The following is a 15,550-nucleotide window of genomic DNA, read 5'->3' on the forward strand; positions in this document are numbered from 1 at the left end:
ACCCGTTAGAAAACCCCGTAATCTCCGAAGGGGAGCTCGGACGTGACCACCAGCAGCAAGGTTGCCATCAAGCCGCTCGAGGACCGCATCGTGGTCCAGCCGCTCGACGCCGAGACCACCACGGCCTCCGGCCTGGTTATCCCGGACACCGCCAAGGAGAAGCCCCAGGAGGGCGTCGTCCTGGCCGTCGGCCCGGGCCGCTTCGAGGATGGCCAGCGTCTGCCGCTCGACGTCGCCGTCGGTGACATCGTCCTGTACTCGAAGTACGGCGGCACCGAGGTGAAGTACCAGGGCGAGGAGTACCTGGTGCTCTCCGCCCGCGACGTTCTCGCCATCATCGAGAAGTAAGACGTCCAGCCACGCCCCGGATCCGTGTCCCTAGTGACAGGGGACCGGGGCGTGGCTGTTGGTTCACGTAGTCGAGCGGCCGCCGCGAAGGCCGCACCCCCGAGGGAATAGGGAACATGGCGAAGATCCTGCAGTTCGACGAGGACGCCCGCCGCTCGCTGGAGCGCGGTGTCAACAAGCTGGCCGACACCGTCAAGGTGACCATCGGCCCCAAGGGCCGCAACGTCGTCATCGACAAGAAGTTCGGCGCCCCGACCATCACCAACGACGGCGTCACCATCGCCCGTGAGGTCGAGCTCGACGACCCGTACGAGAACCTTGGCGCGCAGCTCGTCAAGGAGGTCGCCACCAAGACCAACGACGTCGCGGGTGACGGCACCACCACCGCCACCGTGCTGGCCCAGGCCCTGGTCAACGAGGGCCTGCGCAACGTCGCCGCCGGCGCCGGCCCGGCCGCCCTGAAGAAGGGCATCGACAAGGCCGTCGCCGCCGTCTCCGAGCACCTGCTGTCGGTCGCCCGTGAGATCGAGGGCAAGGACGACGTCGCTGCGGTCGCCACCCTGTCCGCCCAGGACGCCCAGGTCGGCGAGCTGATCGCCGAGGCGATCGACAAGGTCGGCAAGGACGGTGTCATCACCGTCGAGGAGTCGAACACCTTCGGCGTGGAGCTGGACTTCACCGAGGGCATGCAGTTCGACAAGGGCTACCTGTCGCCGTACTTCGTCACCGACGCGGAGCGGCAGGAGGCGGTCCTGGAGGACCCGTACATCCTGATCAACCAGGGCAAGATCTCCTCCATCCAGGAGCTGCTGCCGCTGCTGGAGAAGATCCTGCAGGGCGGCTCGTCCCGCCCGCTGCTGATCATCGCCGAGGACGTCGACGGCGAGGCGCTGTCCACCCTCGTGGTGAACAAGATCCGCGGCACCTTCAACGCGGTGGCCGTCAAGGCCCCGGGCTTCGGCGACCGCCGCAAGGCGATCCTCGGCGACCTGGCCGTCCTGACCGGCGGCACCGTGATCTCCGAGGAGGTCGGCCTCAAGCTCGACCAGGCCGGTCTGGACGTGCTGGGCTCGGCCCGCCGCGTGACCGTCACCAAGGACGAGACGATCGTCGTCGACGGTGCCGGCGAGAGCGAGGCCGTGGCCGGCCGCGTCGCCCAGATCAAGGGCGAGATCGCCAACACCGACTCCGACTGGGACCGCGAGAAGCTGCAGGAGCGCCTGGCCAAGCTGGCCGGCGGCGTCTGCGTCATCCGCGTCGGTGCCGCCACCGAGGTGGAGCTCAAGGAGCGCAAGCACCGCCTGGAGGACGCCATCTCGGCGACCCGCGCCGCGGTCGAGGAGGGCATCGTCGCCGGTGGTGGCGCCTCCCTGGTCCACGCCGCCAAGGTGCTGAACGACGGCCTGGGCCTGTCCGGCGACGAGGCCACCGGTGTCGCGGTCGTCCGCAAGGCGCTGCACGAGCCGCTGCGCTGGATCGCCCAGAACGCCGGCCTGGAGGGCTACGTCATCACCTCCAAGGTCTCCGAGCTGGAGCAGGGCCAGGGCTACAACGCCGCCACCGGCGAGTACGGCGACCTGGTCAAGGCCGGCGTCATCGACCCGGTCAAGGTCACCCGCTCCGCCCTGGAGAACGCCGCCTCGATCGCCTCCCTGCTGCTCACCACCGAGACCCTCGTGGTGGAGAAGAAGGAGGAGGAGGCCGACAACGGTCACTCGCACGGCGGTCACGGCCACTCGCACTGAGGCCGTAGCCACCGAGGCCGCAGCCGCTGAGCGCAGCCACTGACGCAGGCCCGGTCCGCGCCCCGAGAGGGGTGGCGGGCCGGGCCTGCGGCCGTTCAAGGCTGTTTCAGCCTTCAACTATCAGTTGAATTTTGCGTAATGCAAAGAATCTCTTATATCTTGGTGGCATGATCGAGGCCCGCCACCTGCGCGTCCTGCGTGCCGTAGCCCGCACCGGCTCCTTCTCCGCCGCCGCCCGCGAGCTGGGCTGCACCCAGCCCGCCATCAGCCAGCAGATGAAGGCCCTGGAGAAGTCCGTGGACACCCCGCTGGTGGTCCGCTCGGGCCGCGGGATGCAGCTGAGCGAGGCCGGGCGGGTCCTGCTCAAGCATGCCACCGGGATCCTCGCCGGGCTCTCCGCCGCGGAGGAGGAGGTCGCCGCGATCGCCGGGCTGCGGGCCGGACGGGTCCGGCTGGTGTCCTTCCCGACCGCCAGCTCGACCCTGGTGCCGCCCGCCGTCGCCCGGCTGCGGGACAGCCATCCGGGCGTGCGCGTGTCGCTGGTCGAGGCGGAGCCGCCGGAGTCGCTGGCGATGCTGCGCGGCGGTGAGTGCGAGGTCGCGCTCGCCTTCCGCTACCCGCAGGCCCCCGGATCCACTCTCGCGCCGGCGCCCGCGCCCGCGCCCGCGCACGGAACGCCCCGGGAGGCGCGCGCCGAGGCCAATCTGGAGGCCCAGCAGCTGAGCGCCGGGGCCGACTGGTCCGATCTGGTGGTCACCCCGCTGCTGGACGACCCGCTGGTCGGGCTGCTGCCCGCGGGGCACCGGCTGGCCGGGCGCGGCGGGCCGGTGGGGCTGGCCGAACTGGCGGGGGAGCAGTGGATCGCCGGCTGCCCGCAGTGCCGGGGGCACCTGGTGGAGCTGTGCGCGGGCGCCGGCTTCGAGCCGCGGATCGACTTCGCGACCGACGACTACCCGGCGGTGGTCGGGCTGGTGGCGGCCGGACTCGGGGTGGCGGTGCTGCCCGGGCTGGCGCTGGAGTCGGTGCGGCCGGACGGGGTGGTGCCGGTGGCGGTGCACGCCGTCTCGGGGGCGCCGGCGGTGCGGCAGGTGGTCGCGCTGACCCTGCCGGACCTCGCGGAGGTGCCGGCGGTGGCGCTGATGCTGGAGCGGCTGGCGGGGGCGGCGGCGGGGGCGGCGGCGCGCTGACCCGCCGGTGTGCCGGGCCCGGGTCGACCGGGCGGGCCCCGAACAGGTGTGACTTCGGGAAGTAACGTTTCTTCCCGGGCGGGCGGAGCCTGGCGCTTCTACTGCTGGGCCGCACTCGGCGCGGCGAGCGGCACCTCCACCAGCCGGTTGCGCGAGCGGCCCATCATCTCCTCGCGCTCGTCCTCGGTCAGGCCTCCCCAGACGCCGTACGGCTCGCGCACCGCCAGCGCGTGCGCGGCGCACTCGGTGCGCACCGGGCAGCGCATGCAGACCTCCTTGGCGCTCGCCTCGCGCGAGCTGCGGGCCGCGCCGCGCTCCCCCTCGGGGTGGAAGAAGAGCGAGCTGTCCACGCCGCGGCAGGCCGCGGAGAGCTGCCAGTCCCAGAGGTCCGCGTTGGGGCCGGGGAGTCGGGAGAAATCTGCCATGGCTCATTCCCTTCAGAGGTCGTCGACCGCGGGCCGGTCGCCGGCGGCTTGCGTCGGCGACGGCACGGCGGGCGTCCGGCGCGGTGTGGACACCTGGAAATATGACTTACGGCAACTCCATGGACAAGTCACCCACAGAGTGGCACAACAGTCAATGACCATACGAAAGCTCTGAAACCGGGCAAAGTGGGCATGCCTGCCGGGCCGGCGGCCGCCGGGCGCGGATGTGGCAATCGGGTGGCCGACGGGCGCACACGGACCCGCGCGGGTGTGCGGGTTGTACGCCGACCGCGCGCGAGCTGCGCAAAAGTGCGGCGTGTGCACCGCGATGCGGCTGATCGGTAACGGGTCGGCCACGTACAGTGGTGGAGATGGCCCCGAAGGCCGTAACTCATTCGAGTGATGGTCGTTGGAAGTGCGGAGGCGGTTAGCGGACGCCGGACGTCGGGAACGATCGCGGGGAATCTCAGGCGATCAGCACGGAGTCTGACGCCGATCGGCCGTGTCGAAGAGGTTCGTACCAGCCAGGAGGCTCAACGTGACGCGGATCAGCTGCGGAGGACGACGGTCATGACTTCCGTTCTCGTTTGCGACGATTCCCCGCTCGCCCGCGAGGCGCTTCGCCGCGCGGTCGCGACCGTACCCGGTGTCGACCGGGTCACCACCGCGACGAACGGGGAGGAGGTCCTCCGCCGCTGGGTGGCCGACCGCTCCGACCTCGTCCTGATGGACGTCCGGATGCCCGGCCTCGGCGGGGTGGAGACGGTCCGGCGGCTGCTGTCCGCCGACCCGGGCGCCCGGATCATCATGCTCACCGTCGCCGAGGACCTCGACGGGGTCGCCCTCGCGGTCGCCGCCGGCGCCCGCGGGTACCTGCACAAGGACGCCTCGCGCGCCGAACTGCGGGCCACCGTCACCCAGGCGCTCGCCGACCCGACCTGGCGGCTCGCCCCCCGCCGGCTGCGCAGCCCGGACATGGGCGCGGCGCCGACCCTGACGGCGCGTGAGATCCAGGTGCTCGAAGGCATGAGCCACGGGCGCAGCAACGCCGAGATCGGCCGCGAGCTGTTCCTCTCCGAGGACACCGTCAAGACCCATGCCCGGCGGCTGTTCAAGAAGCTCGGTGCCTCGGACCGCGCGCACGCGGTGGCGCTGGGCTTCCGCTGGGGCCTGGTCCGCTGACCGCCGCCGGCGCCGCCGGTTCCGGCACGCTCCGCACGATTGTCCGTGCGGGGGCGTGTGACGTTACGGTCCCGAGGTTGCACCATGGAGGAGTGGAGCACCTCGGGGACCAGCGGGCAGGAACTGCGGCGAACCACACGGCCGCGGGAGACTCGGCGGACGGCGCCGCGGACGGGAGCGCCCGGGGCGGCGGGGCGGGAGGCGGGACGGTGCAGGAGGGGCCGGTGGTGCGGACCGGTGCGGCACCGCATAACGTTCCGGTGCACAACTCCGGACGCGGTGCCGCGTTTTCCCGCGCGACCAGGCACCATGGACCGATGCGTGACGACGTGACCGGGGCTCCCGGTGAGGCGGACCCGGTGGAGGCCGAGCCCTCCGCGCCCGGGCCCGGCCCGGGGTACGCGGAACCGGGCGACGGGCCCGGTGCGCTGCCCGCACTGGTCGCGGCCGCCGTCCGCGGCGAGGGTCCGGCGATCGACGCGCTACTCGCCCACGTCCACCCGCTGGCCCTGCGGTACTGCCGGGGCCGGCTGGTGCGGCTGCCCGGCGGCGCCCGGCACCACGTGGACGACATCGCGCAGGAGGTCTGCGTCGCGGTGCTCTGCGCGCTGCCCCGGTACCGGGACCAGGGGCGCCCGTTCGAGGCCTTCGTCTACGGGATCGCCGCGCACAAGATCGCCGATCTGCAGCGGGCCGCGATGCGCGGGCCCGGCTCGACGGTGATCCCGCAGGACGACCTGCCGGAGGTGCCGGACGACGCGCTCGGCCCGGAGGAGCGGGCGCTGCTCAGCAGCGACGCGGCCTGGGCGAAGGAACTGCTCTCCAACCTGCCGGCCCGCCAGCGCGAGCTGGTGCTGCTGCGGGTGGCCGCCGGGCTCTCGGCGGAGGAGACCGGCGAGGTGCTCGGCATGTCCCCGGGGGCCGTCCGGGTCGCCCAGCACCGTGCGCTCAGCCGGCTGCGGGCGCTCGCGGAGGAGTCCTCGTAGGGGCGGAATGGCCCACGGCCGGGCTGTGTTGTCAAGGGCACACGAGAGCGCATTCGCGGTGCCAGTACCATGGGGTATCGGCGCCTGGGCGGGTCGCCAAAGTTTCGACGGTGTGCACGGGGTTTCCCTGGAGGATCCTCCAACGGTCACGGCCACCGGGCTTTCGGCGTCCGAGCGAGTGAGCTGATGACAGCGCCCCCACCTGCAGGGCGCGAGCTGATCGAGCCGGCCACGGAAGGTACCCCCGAAATGTCTTACAACGCCGCAGGCGTACCCGAGAAGTTCGCGATGCTCGGACTCACGTACGACGACGTCCTGCTGCTGCCGGGGGCGTCCGAGGTGCTGCCGAACGAGGTCGACACCTCCTCGCGGGTCTCCCGCAACGTGCGCGTCAACATTCCGCTGCTCTCCGCGGCGATGGACAAGGTCACCGAGTCGCGGATGGCGATCGCGATGGCCCGTCAGGGCGGCGTCGGCGTCCTGCACCGCAACCTGTCGGTCGAGGACCAGGCCAACCAGGTCGACCTGGTGAAGCGCTCCGAGTCGGGCATGGTCACCGACCCGATCACGGTCGGCCCGGAGACCACGCTGGGCGAGGCCGACGCGCTCTGTGCCAAGTTCCGGATCTCCGGTGTGCCGATCGCCGACGAGAGCGGCAAGCTGCTCGGCATCGTCACCAACCGCGACATGGCCTTCGAGACCGACCGCACCCGCCAGGTCCGCGAGATCATGACCCCGATGCCGCTGATCACCGGCAAGGTCGGCATCTCCGGCGTCGACGCGATGGCGCTGCTGCGCCGCCACAAGATCGAGAAGCTGCCGCTGGTCGACGACGACGGCCGGATCAAGGGCCTCATCACGGTCAAGGACTTCGTCAAGGCCGAGCAGTACCCCAACGCCGCCAAGGACTCCGAGGGCCGGCTGCTGGTCGGTGCCGCCGTCGGCGCCAGCGCCGAGGCCTTCGACCGGGCCCAGGCCCTGGTCGAGGCGGGCGTGGACTTCCTGGTCGTCGACACCTCGCACGGCCACAGCCACAACGCGCTGGCCTGGATCGCGAAGATCAAGTCGGCCGTCAAGGTCGACGTGGTCGGCGGCAACGTCGCCACCCGCGACGGCGCCCAGGCGCTGATCGACGCCGGCGTGGACGGCGTCAAGGTCGGCGTCGGCCCGGGCTCCATCTGCACCACCCGCGTGGTCGCCGGCATCGGCGTCCCGCAGGTCACCGCGATCTACGAGGCCGCGCTGGCCTGCCAGGCGGCCGGCGTGCCGGTCATCGGCGACGGCGGCCTGCAGTACTCCGGCGACATCGGCAAGGCGCTGGCCGCCGGCGCCGACACCGTGATGCTGGGCTCGCTGCTGGCCGGCTGCGAGGAGTCCCCGGGCGAGCTGCTGTTCATCAACGGCAAGCAGTACAAGTCCTACCGCGGCATGGGTTCGCTGGGCGCGATGCAGTCCCGCGGCCAGGGCCGCTCCTACTCCAAGGACCGCTACTTCCAGGCCGAGGTGGCCTCGGACGACAAGCTCGTCCCCGAGGGCATCGAGGGCCAGGTGCCCTACCGCGGCCCGCTCGGCGCGGTGCTGCACCAGCTGGTCGGCGGTCTGCGCCAGACCATGGGCTACGTGGGCGCCGCCAACGTCGCCGAGATGGAGAGCAAGGGCCGGTTCGTCCGGATCACCTCGGCGGGCCTCAAGGAGAGCCACCCGCACGACATCCAGATGACCGTCGAGGCGCCGAACTACAGCGCCCGCCGCTGAGCGGGGCACCCGGCCGCGGGGCCCGCCACCGAGGGGTGGCGGGCCCCGCGGGCTGTCCGGGGACCGTCTGCCGGGGGACCGGGGGCCGGGGCGGGGCCGTGCGAGGGCGGACGGGTGCGGGATACTGGGGGGCGGCCGGGGTGACCCGGCGGGCATGAGCAACACCACCAGAAGGGCTCGAAGTGACTGAGATCGAGATCGGGCGAGGCAAGCGCGGCCGTCGGGCGTACTCCTTCGACGACATCGCCGTCGTCCCCAGCCGCCGTACGCGTGACCCGAAGGAGGTCTCGATCGCCTGGCAGATCGACGCCTACCGGTTCGAGCTGCCGTTCCTGGCCGCGCCCATGGACAGCGTGGTCTCCCCGCAGCAGGCCATCGCCATCGGCCGCCTCGGCGGCCTCGGCGTGCTGAACCTGGAAGGCCTCTGGACCCGCTACGAGGACCCGCAGCCGCTGCTCGACGAGATCGCCGCGATCACCGACGAGTCCGCCGCGACCCGCCGCCTGCAGGAGATCTACGCCGAGCCGATCAAGGCCGAGCTGATCAAGCAGCGGATCCAGGAGGTCCGCGACTCCGGCGTGGTCACCGCCGCCGCGCTCTCGCCGCAGCGCACCGCCGAGTTCTCCAAGGCCGTCGTGGACGCCGGGGTCGACGTCTTCGTCATCCGCGGCACCACCGTCTCCGCCGAGCACGTCTCCGGCGCGGCCGAGCCGCTCAACCTGAAGCAGTTCATCTACGAGCTGGACGTCCCGGTCATCGTCGGCGGCTGCGCGACCTACACCGCCGCGCTGCACCTGATGCGCACCGGCGCGGCCGGCGTGCTGGTCGGCTTCGGCGGCGGCGCCGCGCACACCACCCGCAACGTGCTCGGCATCCAGGTGCCGATGGCCACCGCCGTCGCCGACGTCGCCGCCGCGCGCCGCGACTACATGGACGAGTCCGGCGGCCGCTACGTGCACGTCATCGCGGACGGTGGCGTCGGCTACAGCGGCGACATCCCGAAGGCGGTCGCCTGCGGCGCCGACGCGGTGATGATCGGTGCCGCGCTGGCCCGCGCCACCGACGCGCCCGGCAAGGGCTACCACTGGGGCATGGAGGCCGTCCACGAGGAGCTGCCGCGCGGCAAGCGGGTCGACCTCGGCACCGTCGGCAGCACCGAGGAGATCCTCACCGGCCCGTCGCACACCCCGGACGGCACCATGAACCTGTTCGGCGCGCTGCGCCGGGCGATGGCGACCACCGGGTACACCGAGCTCAAGGAGTTCCAGCGGGTCGAGGTGACCGTCAACCCGGCGCTCAACCACCGCTGAGCCCGTTCTCCCGGGGCCCCCGTCGCGCACCGCGCCGGGGGCCCCGCGCCGTGTCGGCGCGGGTTCACTGGCGGGTGGCGGCGCGGCGGGTGAGCAGGAAGCCGCCGATCACGGCGATGCCGAAGAAGACCAGGTCCAGCGGGCGGCGGCCGTCGCGCCAGAGCGGGAGGGCGTCGCGCAGCAGCTCGCCGTAGCCGGTGCCCGCCAGCTCGTGCAGCCGGCGGGTCTGCCCGAGTAACTGGCCGAGGAACAGCGCGCCGGACGCCAGCAGCGCGCCCAGCGGCGGCAGCATCCGGCCCTGGCCGCCGAGCCGGCCCAGCGGCCAGGCGACCGCCGCCGCCGGGGCGATGGCCAGCCAGCCGACGGTGGCCTCCGCGTGGGCCGGGGCGCAGCCGAACGCCGCGGCGCCGGCCAGCATCGCGAGGACGGCCAGCGCGACGGCCGGGCCCGTCCGGTGCCGGCGGCGACGGCGTTCCGGGGCGCCGCCGGTGCCGTCGGCCGCACCGGTCCCGGCCGGGTCGGCCGGTTCGACGGGGCGGTAACCGGCCACCGGGGCGCCGGGCATCCCGGGGGCCACGTAGCCCTCGGGGGTCTCCGGTTCCGGTGCGACCGAGAAGTGCGGGGCCGTGGGCGGCCGGACCGACTGGCCGTCAGCGCCCGGTTCGGATGCGGTCATGGACGTCGTGTTCCCCCCGGAAAGACGGTGAGCTGCCGAACGGTAGCAGGGCCCGGACCGGGGTCGACAGAGTTTTCGATCACGGATCGGGCACGGAGCGCCGCGCCGACCCGGGCGCGCGCCAGGGTGGCCGGGGGCCGGGTGGTCGGGGGCGCGCGTGACAGGGGATGATGGAGGCTTGGGCGCTCGGGCCCGACGCCGGTCCGACACGCCGTCACCACGACCGCCAGCAGCACATGGGGGAACGTTCCGAATGACCCAGGCGCAGGGTTCCAACGGCCGCCTCCTGGCCGGACGCTACCGGCTGAACGACGTCCTCGGACGCGGCGGCATGGGCACCGTCTGGCGCGCCGAGGACGAAATGCTGGGCCGGACGGTCGCGGTCAAGGAACTGCGGATGAACGCCAGCGTGGACGAGGACGAGAAGCACCGGCTGATCGTCCGCACCCTGCGCGAGGCCAAGGCGACGGCGCGGATCCGGCACAACTCGGCGGTCACCGTCTTCGACGTGGTCGAGGAGGACGACCGGCCGTGGATCGTCATGGAGCTGGTCGAGTCCCGCTCGCTGGCGGACGTGGTCCGCGAGGACGGCCCGCTGGCGCCGGCCCGGGCGGCGGAGATCGCGCTGGACGTGCTCGGCGTGCTGAGCGCCGCCCACGCGCTCGGCATCCTGCACCGGGACGTCAAGCCGTCCAACGTGCTGATCGGCGAGGACGGCCGGGTGGTGCTCACCGACTTCGGCATCGCCAGCGTGGAGGGCGACAGCTCGGTGACCTCCACCGGGATGCTGGTCGGCGCGCCCTCGTACATATCCCCGGAGCGGGCCCAGGGGCAGAAGCCCGGACCGCCGGCCGACCTGTGGTCGCTGGGCGGCACGCTGTACGCGATGGTCGAGGGCCGGCCCCCGTACGACCGGGGCTCGGCGCTGGCGACCCTGACCGCGGTGATGACGGAGGAGCTGTCCGCCCCGGCGAACGCGGGGCCGCTGCTGCCGGTGATCGAGGGGCTGCTGGCCAAGGACCCGGCGAAGCGGCTGACCGCCTCGCAGACCCGGGCGATGCTCAAGCGGGTGGTCGCCGAGGCGACCGCGCGGGCCGAGTCGACCACCGAGCAGGCGGTGCCGGTCGCGGACGGCGGCGCGAAGCGGCCGATCGGCGGGCTGCTGGGGACGGTGCGGGTGGGCAGCCGGGCCGGGGACGCCGGGAAGGGGGAGCCGGCGGCGCCGGTGGTGCCCGGCGAGCCTTCGGGTGCGGCGGGTGCTGCGGGCGGGTCGGGTCCGTCGGGTCCGTCGGATCCTTCGGGTTCGGACACGGATGCGGTCCGGCCGGTCACCAGTGAGTGGACGCTGGGCGCGACCCAGGCGGCCGGGGCCGACCCGCGCACCGGCCGGCGGCGGCTGGCCGTGGCGACGGTCGTGGTGGTGCTGCTGCTGATCGCGGGCGTGGTCGCGCTGGTGCAGGCGCTCGGCGGCTCCGACGAGGGCTCGGCGAACGGCGCGCGCGGCACCGTGGCGGCGGACGTCACGCCGGGCGGCGCGGCGCCGGTGACGGTTTCGGAGAGCTCCGGTCCGACGCAGGACGCGGCGCCCGAGCCCGCCCCCACGCCGAGTGCGGACCCGACGCCGAGCGACACGCCGACGCCCACGCCGACCCCGACCCCGACCCCGACGCCCACGCCGACGGCGACCGGGGCGGCGGTGCCGGCCGGGTACCACGAGTACAAGGACCCGTCCGGCTTCTCCGTCGTGCTGCCCGACTGGCTGCAGCCGTCGGGCTCGGAGCCGACCCGCCGCACCTTCAAGGGCAACGGCAGCACCCTGCGGATCGAGTGGACGACCGGCCCGGGGCCGAGCGCGCTCGCCGACTGGCAGGACGCCGAGCCGGGGCTGCGCGGCCAGGTGACCAACTACCAGCGGGTGCAGCTGCAGTCCGTCGCCTACCGGGAGTGGACCAACGCGGCCGACTGGGAGTGGACCAGCGGCAGCCCGCGCACGCACTCGCTGAACCGCGGCTTCGTCACCGGCTCCCCGGCCAAGTACGGCTACGCGATCTACTGGACGACGCCGGACGCGGACTGGGCCGCCCCGCAGAACGTGCAGGCCCGCCAGGCCGCCTTCGACACCTTCCAGCCGGCGTCGTGATCGGTCCGCGCTGATGGCCGTGCGGCTGCGGGTCAGCCGATCAGGCGGTGCTTCGCGCGGGTGAACTCCTCCTCGGTGAGGGCGCCGGCGGTGCGCAGGGCGGCCAGTCGCTCCAGCTGTTCCAGCAGCTCGGCGCCGGAGGCGGCGGCTGCGGGGGCCGGGGCGTCGAGGGCCTTCCGGGAGGCCTGGCGGGCGTTCAGGGCGGTGGTGCGGATCCGCTCGGCGAACATCTCCGCCTTGACCACGTCCTCGAAGCGGTGCGAGCCGGTCAGCGCGACCACCAGCAGCACCTCGCCGTTGATCCGGGTCCTGGTGACGGTCGCGTCGGTGACCGCCTCCAGCGGAACCGGGACCGGGGGCTTGCCGTCCTTGAGGAAGAGCAGCCGGTGGGTGGTCAGGACCAGGACGCCCTTGCGGAAGTGGTCGGGGTGGCGCCCGGCCGTGGAGGCGACCGGCTTCTCGTCGGGGGCGACGTTCGCCTCGACGGTGCGCAGGGCCTCGGCCCGGGTGCCGTTGTTGCTGCTGCCGGCCGCGTCGAAGGCCGCGTCGATCAGATCGGTCCAGTCCATGGACCGAGGGTAATCCGGGGTGCCCGCGCGGTGCCTTCCGTGGCCGGACTGGGCCTAGGCTTGGCGGTGAGCGGAGAGGAACACGCATGCGAGCGGGCCCGGGGCAGGTGCTGGCGGGGCGTTACCGGCTGACGGACCGGCCGGAGGCGCTGAGCGCGTTCGCCGTGGACGAGCGGAGCGGCGACGTCGTCCGGCTGCGTGCGTGGGAGCTTCCCGCGTCGCTGATCGGCGATCAGGAGCCGGACGGCTCCGGGCCGGTCGAGGGCGAGCGGCTGGTCCGCCGGGTGGCGGCGGTCGGTGCCGCCGCGCCGCGGCATCCGCGGCTGCTGCAGGGCGTCGGGGCGTTCGTCGAGGGCGACCGGCTCTGGACCGTCGAGGAGCGGCAGGCCGGTCGGCCGCTGGCCGCGCTGCTCGCGGACGGGCCGCTGCCGCCGTACCGGGCGGCGGAGGTCGCCGCGGACCTCGCCGCGGCGCTGCGGGCGCTGCACGACGCGGGCCTGGCGCACGGGAACCTGACCGCCGGTTCGGTGCTGGTCTGCGAGGACGGCGCGGCGCTGCTGGGCGGACTGCTCCCGGGGGTGGCCGAGGAGGTGCTGGCCGAGGAGCTGGGCGGCCCGGGCGGGCGGCGCCGCTACGAGGTGCGGGCCGAGCTGGTCGGGTCGGTGGCGGAGCGCTGGCCGTTGGACGGTGGTCCGGCCGGCGACTGCTGGGCGCTCGGGGTGCTGCTGCACCGGATGGTGACCGGTCGCGCGCCGTACCCGGAGAGCGGGGTGCCGGAGCTGGTGACGGCGGTGCGGGAGGGCCGGCGGGTGCCGTCGGAGGCGTGCGGGCCGCTGGGGCCGCTGGTGGAGCGGCTGCTGCAGCCCGATCCGGCGCGGCGGCCGACGGCCGCGGAGGTCCGGCTGGAGCTGGCGGAGCTGCTGGCGGGCGCGCCGGAGCCGGCGGCCGGCGAGCGGGTGGCGCCGCCGCTGCCGGAGCAGCGTCGCGCGCCCGGGCGGCGCGGTGGGGTGAAGCGCGACAGTGCGGCGAAGCGTGACGGTGCGGCGGGTGCCGAGCGGCCGCGGGCGGAGGCGTCCGGACCGGACCGGCCGCCGCGGATCCCGCCGGCGCTGCTGGGCCCGGTCCTGGTGGGCGGGGTGTTCCTGCTGCTGCTGCTCGGCGTGGTGGCCGTGGTGCTGTTCGCAGGCTGACGGGGCCGGTGGGAACGTGGTCGCCGAGGTGGCGGGTGGGGGAGATTACCGGGGGAGGACCGGGGCGCCTAATGTGTCCGTGGGATTTGTTCGATTCAGCGGTCTGCACCGAGTGGTCTGCGCCGGGCCCTCCGTCGCGGTGACGGCAGGTGGATGAGGGGGAGCGGTCGCGGATGGGCGCGCAGGACCGGCCGGAGTCGGCCGAGGCGGAGCGGCTGCTGGCCGGGCGCTACGAGTTGGGCGAGCGGCTGGGCCGCGGCGGGATGGGCACCGTGTGGCGGGCCCGGGACCGGATGCTGGACCGTGAGGTCGCGGTCAAGGAGCTGACCGTCAACCACCTCCCCGAGGAGGAGCTGCAGATCCTGCACGCCCGGATGAAGCGGGAGGCCGCCGCGGCCGCCCGGATCAAGCACCCCGGCGTGATCACCGTGCACGACGTGCTGGAGCAGGACGGCCGGCCGTGGATCGTCATGGAGCTGGTCGACGGCCGCTCGCTGGCCGATGTGATCAGCCAGGACGGCACGCTGCCGCCGCGCGCCGCCGCCGAGGTGGGCGGCCAGGTGCTGGCCGCGCTGCACCGGGGCCACCAGCTGGGCGTGCTGCACCGGGACGTGAAGCCGGCCAATGTGCTGCTGGAGCACGGGACCGGGCGGGCGGTGCTGCTGGACTTCGGCATCGCGACCTACGAGGGCTCGGCCGAGCTGACCCGGCCGGGCGACCTGGTCGGTTCGCCGGACTACCTGGCGCCGGAGCGGGCGCAGGGCGAGCGGCCGGGCCCGGCCTCCGACCTGTGGGGACTCGGCGCGACGCTGTACGCGGCGGTGGAGGGCGACTCGCCGTTCCGCCGCACCTCGCCGCTGACCACGCTGGCCGCGGTGGTCGGGGATCCGCTGCCGGAGCCGCGCCGGGCCGGGCCGCTGGGGCCGGTGCTGGCCGCGCTGATGGCCAAGGACCCGGAGGACCGGCCGACCGCGGACGAGGCGGCGCGGATGCTGGCCGAGGTGCAGGCCGGGCACACCCTCGGGTTCAAGCCGGTCACGCCGGTGCGGATACCGACCCAGTCGGTGCCGGTGGTGGACCGGTCGGGCGACGCGGGTCAGCAAGGTCAGCCGGGCGAGCCGGAGCGGCCGGACGGGTCGGGCGAGGTGGCCGGCCGGCCCGCCGAGGGGCCGGAGGCGGTCACCGTGCCGCGGGCGGCGGCGGCCGTGGCCGAGGAGCCGCCGGTGGTGCCGTCCGCGGAGCCGTCCGTCGGGGCGGACCCGGCGCGGGAGCCCGTCGAAGGGGCGCCCGCCGGACCGGTCGCGCCGGCGGTGTCCGCCGATGCGCCGGTACGCGGGCCGGCCGGGCGCCGGCGCGTGCTGCTGGTCCTGGCGGTCGCGCTGGCGGTGCTGGCCACCGGGGCCGTCGCCGGGGTGTTCTACCTGAGAGGACGGCACGGCGGGCCGGACGAGGACGTGGTCAAGCCGACCCCGACCGTGGCCGAGCCGCAGCCGAGCGGACCCGGCGACGGCATGCCCGCGCCGCCCGTCGGCTACCGCTGGGTGGACGACCCAGCCGGCTTCCGCTTCCCGCTGCCCGCGACCACCCCGGTCTGGCAGCGCAGCAGCACGTCCGACAACCAGATCTACTACAGCCCCGACAACAAGGTGCACTACCTGCAGTTCGCGGTCACCGTGGGCCAGTCGGTCCGGCCGCTGGAGCACATGCGGCAGATGGAGAGCACCGTCTCCTCGCTCAAGGACTACAAGCAGCACAAGCTGACCAGCGTCGCGGTGAACGGCCACGAGGCGGCGGTCTGGGAGTTCAGCTACCTGGCGAAGGAGGGCGGCCGCCGGCGGGCGATCGAGGCCGAGTTCATCGACAAGGACGGCACCAGCTACGCGATCTACTCGTCCAGCCCGGAGCGGGGCACCGAGTGGAACGAGGCCGAGCAGCGCTTCAACGCGGTGCTGCACTACTTCACGCCGACCCGCTGACCGGCTGACCAGCCCGTCCCTCGGGGCCGCCGGCCGTCCGGTTTGTTGTTACCGACGGGTA

At 73.9% G+C, this 15,550-nt stretch carries 13 protein-coding genes; 10 read left to right on the forward strand and 3 right to left on the reverse strand.

Annotated elements, in window-relative coordinates:
• Positions 1-42 precede the first annotated feature (42 nt).
• The 3 genes from groES to ABZW10_RS02295 all read left to right on the forward strand — a co-directional run bounded on the left by groES (position 43) and on the right by ABZW10_RS02295 (position 3,280).
• On the forward strand, positions 43-348 hold the full coding sequence (gene groES / locus ABZW10_RS02285; protein ID WP_014136232.1) for a co-chaperone GroES: 306 nt from the start codon (positions 43-45) through the stop codon (positions 346-348).
• Positions 349-464: 116 nt separating this feature from the next.
• Complete coding sequence (gene groL / locus ABZW10_RS02290) at positions 465-2,093, forward strand: chaperonin GroEL (RefSeq protein ID WP_355358448.1); 1,629 nt, start codon at positions 465-467, stop codon at positions 2,091-2,093.
• A 167-nt stretch (positions 2,094-2,260) separates the two neighbouring features.
• Entirely contained in the window at positions 2,261-3,280 is a 1,020-nt protein-coding gene (locus tag ABZW10_RS02295) for a LysR family transcriptional regulator (RefSeq protein WP_355358451.1), read from the forward strand.
• Between the two features lie 98 nt (positions 3,281-3,378).
• Here the strand turns inward: ABZW10_RS02295 and ABZW10_RS02300 are convergent, their stop codons facing one another.
• Complete coding sequence (locus tag ABZW10_RS02300; RefSeq protein ID WP_355358454.1) at positions 3,379-3,705, reverse strand: WhiB family transcriptional regulator; 327 nt, start codon at positions 3,703-3,705, stop codon at positions 3,379-3,381.
• Between the two features lie 570 nt (positions 3,706-4,275).
• On the opposite strand from ABZW10_RS02300, the gene ABZW10_RS02305 reads away from it, so the two are divergent.
• The 4 genes from ABZW10_RS02305 (at position 4,276) to ABZW10_RS02320 (ending at position 8,938) form a co-directional block, all read left to right on the forward strand.
• Positions 4,276-4,887: a response regulator transcription factor gene (locus ABZW10_RS02305; RefSeq protein WP_014136228.1), complete on the forward strand. Its 612-nt coding sequence runs from the start codon at positions 4,276-4,278 to the stop codon at positions 4,885-4,887.
• A gap of 317 nt (positions 4,888-5,204) precedes the next feature.
• Positions 5,205-5,873 carry an RNA polymerase sigma factor ShbA gene (gene shbA / locus ABZW10_RS02310; protein WP_355358457.1) on the forward strand — a complete coding sequence of 223 codons (669 nt, stop codon included), beginning with the start codon at positions 5,205-5,207 and terminating at the stop codon, positions 5,871-5,873.
• Between the two features lie 249 nt (positions 5,874-6,122).
• Positions 6,123-7,628, forward strand: a complete 1,506-nt coding sequence (guaB, locus tag ABZW10_RS02315; protein WP_355358460.1) for an IMP dehydrogenase — start codon at positions 6,123-6,125, stop codon at positions 7,626-7,628.
• A gap of 182 nt (positions 7,629-7,810) precedes the next feature.
• Entirely contained in the window at positions 7,811-8,938 is a 1,128-nt protein-coding gene (locus ABZW10_RS02320) for a GuaB3 family IMP dehydrogenase-related protein (protein WP_355358463.1), read from the forward strand.
• A 64-nt stretch (positions 8,939-9,002) separates the two neighbouring features.
• Here ABZW10_RS02320 and ABZW10_RS02325 read toward each other — a convergent pair whose 3' ends face one another.
• A complete protein-coding gene (locus ABZW10_RS02325; RefSeq protein WP_355358466.1) occupies positions 9,003-9,614 on the reverse strand; it encodes a hypothetical protein in 612 nt (203 codons plus the stop codon).
• Positions 9,615-9,867: 253 nt separating this feature from the next.
• Here ABZW10_RS02325 and ABZW10_RS02330 point away from each other — a divergent pair, with 253 nt between their 5' ends.
• A complete protein-coding gene (locus tag ABZW10_RS02330; protein ID WP_355358468.1) occupies positions 9,868-11,754 on the forward strand; it encodes a serine/threonine-protein kinase in 1,887 nt (628 codons plus the stop codon).
• A 32-nt stretch (positions 11,755-11,786) separates the two neighbouring features.
• On the opposite strand, the gene ABZW10_RS02335 is transcribed toward ABZW10_RS02330, so the two are convergent.
• Positions 11,787-12,323 carry an SHOCT domain-containing protein gene (locus ABZW10_RS02335; RefSeq protein ID WP_355358471.1) on the reverse strand — a complete coding sequence of 179 codons (537 nt, stop codon included), beginning with the start codon at positions 12,321-12,323 and terminating at the stop codon, positions 11,787-11,789.
• Between the two features lie 86 nt (positions 12,324-12,409).
• Between ABZW10_RS02335 and ABZW10_RS02340 the strand changes: the two genes are divergently transcribed.
• Together ABZW10_RS02340 and ABZW10_RS02345 are read left to right on the forward strand one after the other, a co-directional pair.
• Complete coding sequence (locus ABZW10_RS02340) at positions 12,410-13,513, forward strand: protein kinase (RefSeq protein WP_355358474.1); 1,104 nt, start codon at positions 12,410-12,412, stop codon at positions 13,511-13,513.
• A gap of 173 nt (positions 13,514-13,686) precedes the next feature.
• Entirely contained in the window at positions 13,687-15,489 is a 1,803-nt protein-coding gene (locus ABZW10_RS02345) for a protein kinase (RefSeq protein ID WP_355358477.1), read from the forward strand.
• Positions 15,490-15,550 lie beyond the last annotated feature (61 nt).

Source organism: Kitasatospora sp. NPDC004723 (assembly GCF_040609255.1).
Classification (GTDB): Bacteria; Actinomycetota; Actinomycetes; order Streptomycetales; family Streptomycetaceae; genus Kitasatospora.

Coding starts and splice junctions, on each gene's coding strand:
- ABZW10_RS02335 (WP_355358471.1), bottom strand. CDS start 12,323: ATGGACTGGACCGATCTGATCGACGCGGCCTTCGACGCGGCCGGCAGC.
- groL (WP_355358448.1), top strand. CDS start 465: ATGGCGAAGATCCTGCAGTTCGACGAGGACGCCCGCCGCTCGCTGGAG.
- ABZW10_RS02340 (WP_355358474.1), top strand. CDS start 12,410: ATGCGAGCGGGCCCGGGGCAGGTGCTGGCGGGGCGTTACCGGCTGACG.
- guaB (WP_355358460.1), top strand. CDS start 6,123: ATGTCTTACAACGCCGCAGGCGTACCCGAGAAGTTCGCGATGCTCGGA.
- ABZW10_RS02305 (WP_014136228.1), top strand. CDS start 4,276: ATGACTTCCGTTCTCGTTTGCGACGATTCCCCGCTCGCCCGCGAGGCG.
- ABZW10_RS02330 (WP_355358468.1), top strand. CDS start 9,868: ATGACCCAGGCGCAGGGTTCCAACGGCCGCCTCCTGGCCGGACGCTAC.
- ABZW10_RS02295 (WP_355358451.1), top strand. CDS start 2,261: ATGATCGAGGCCCGCCACCTGCGCGTCCTGCGTGCCGTAGCCCGCACC.
- ABZW10_RS02300 (WP_355358454.1), bottom strand. CDS start 3,705: ATGGCAGATTTCTCCCGACTCCCCGGCCCCAACGCGGACCTCTGGGAC.
- ABZW10_RS02325 (WP_355358466.1), bottom strand. CDS start 9,614: ATGACCGCATCCGAACCGGGCGCTGACGGCCAGTCGGTCCGGCCGCCC.
- ABZW10_RS02345 (WP_355358477.1), top strand. CDS start 13,687: ATGGGCGCGCAGGACCGGCCGGAGTCGGCCGAGGCGGAGCGGCTGCTG.
- shbA (WP_355358457.1), top strand. CDS start 5,205: ATGCGTGACGACGTGACCGGGGCTCCCGGTGAGGCGGACCCGGTGGAG.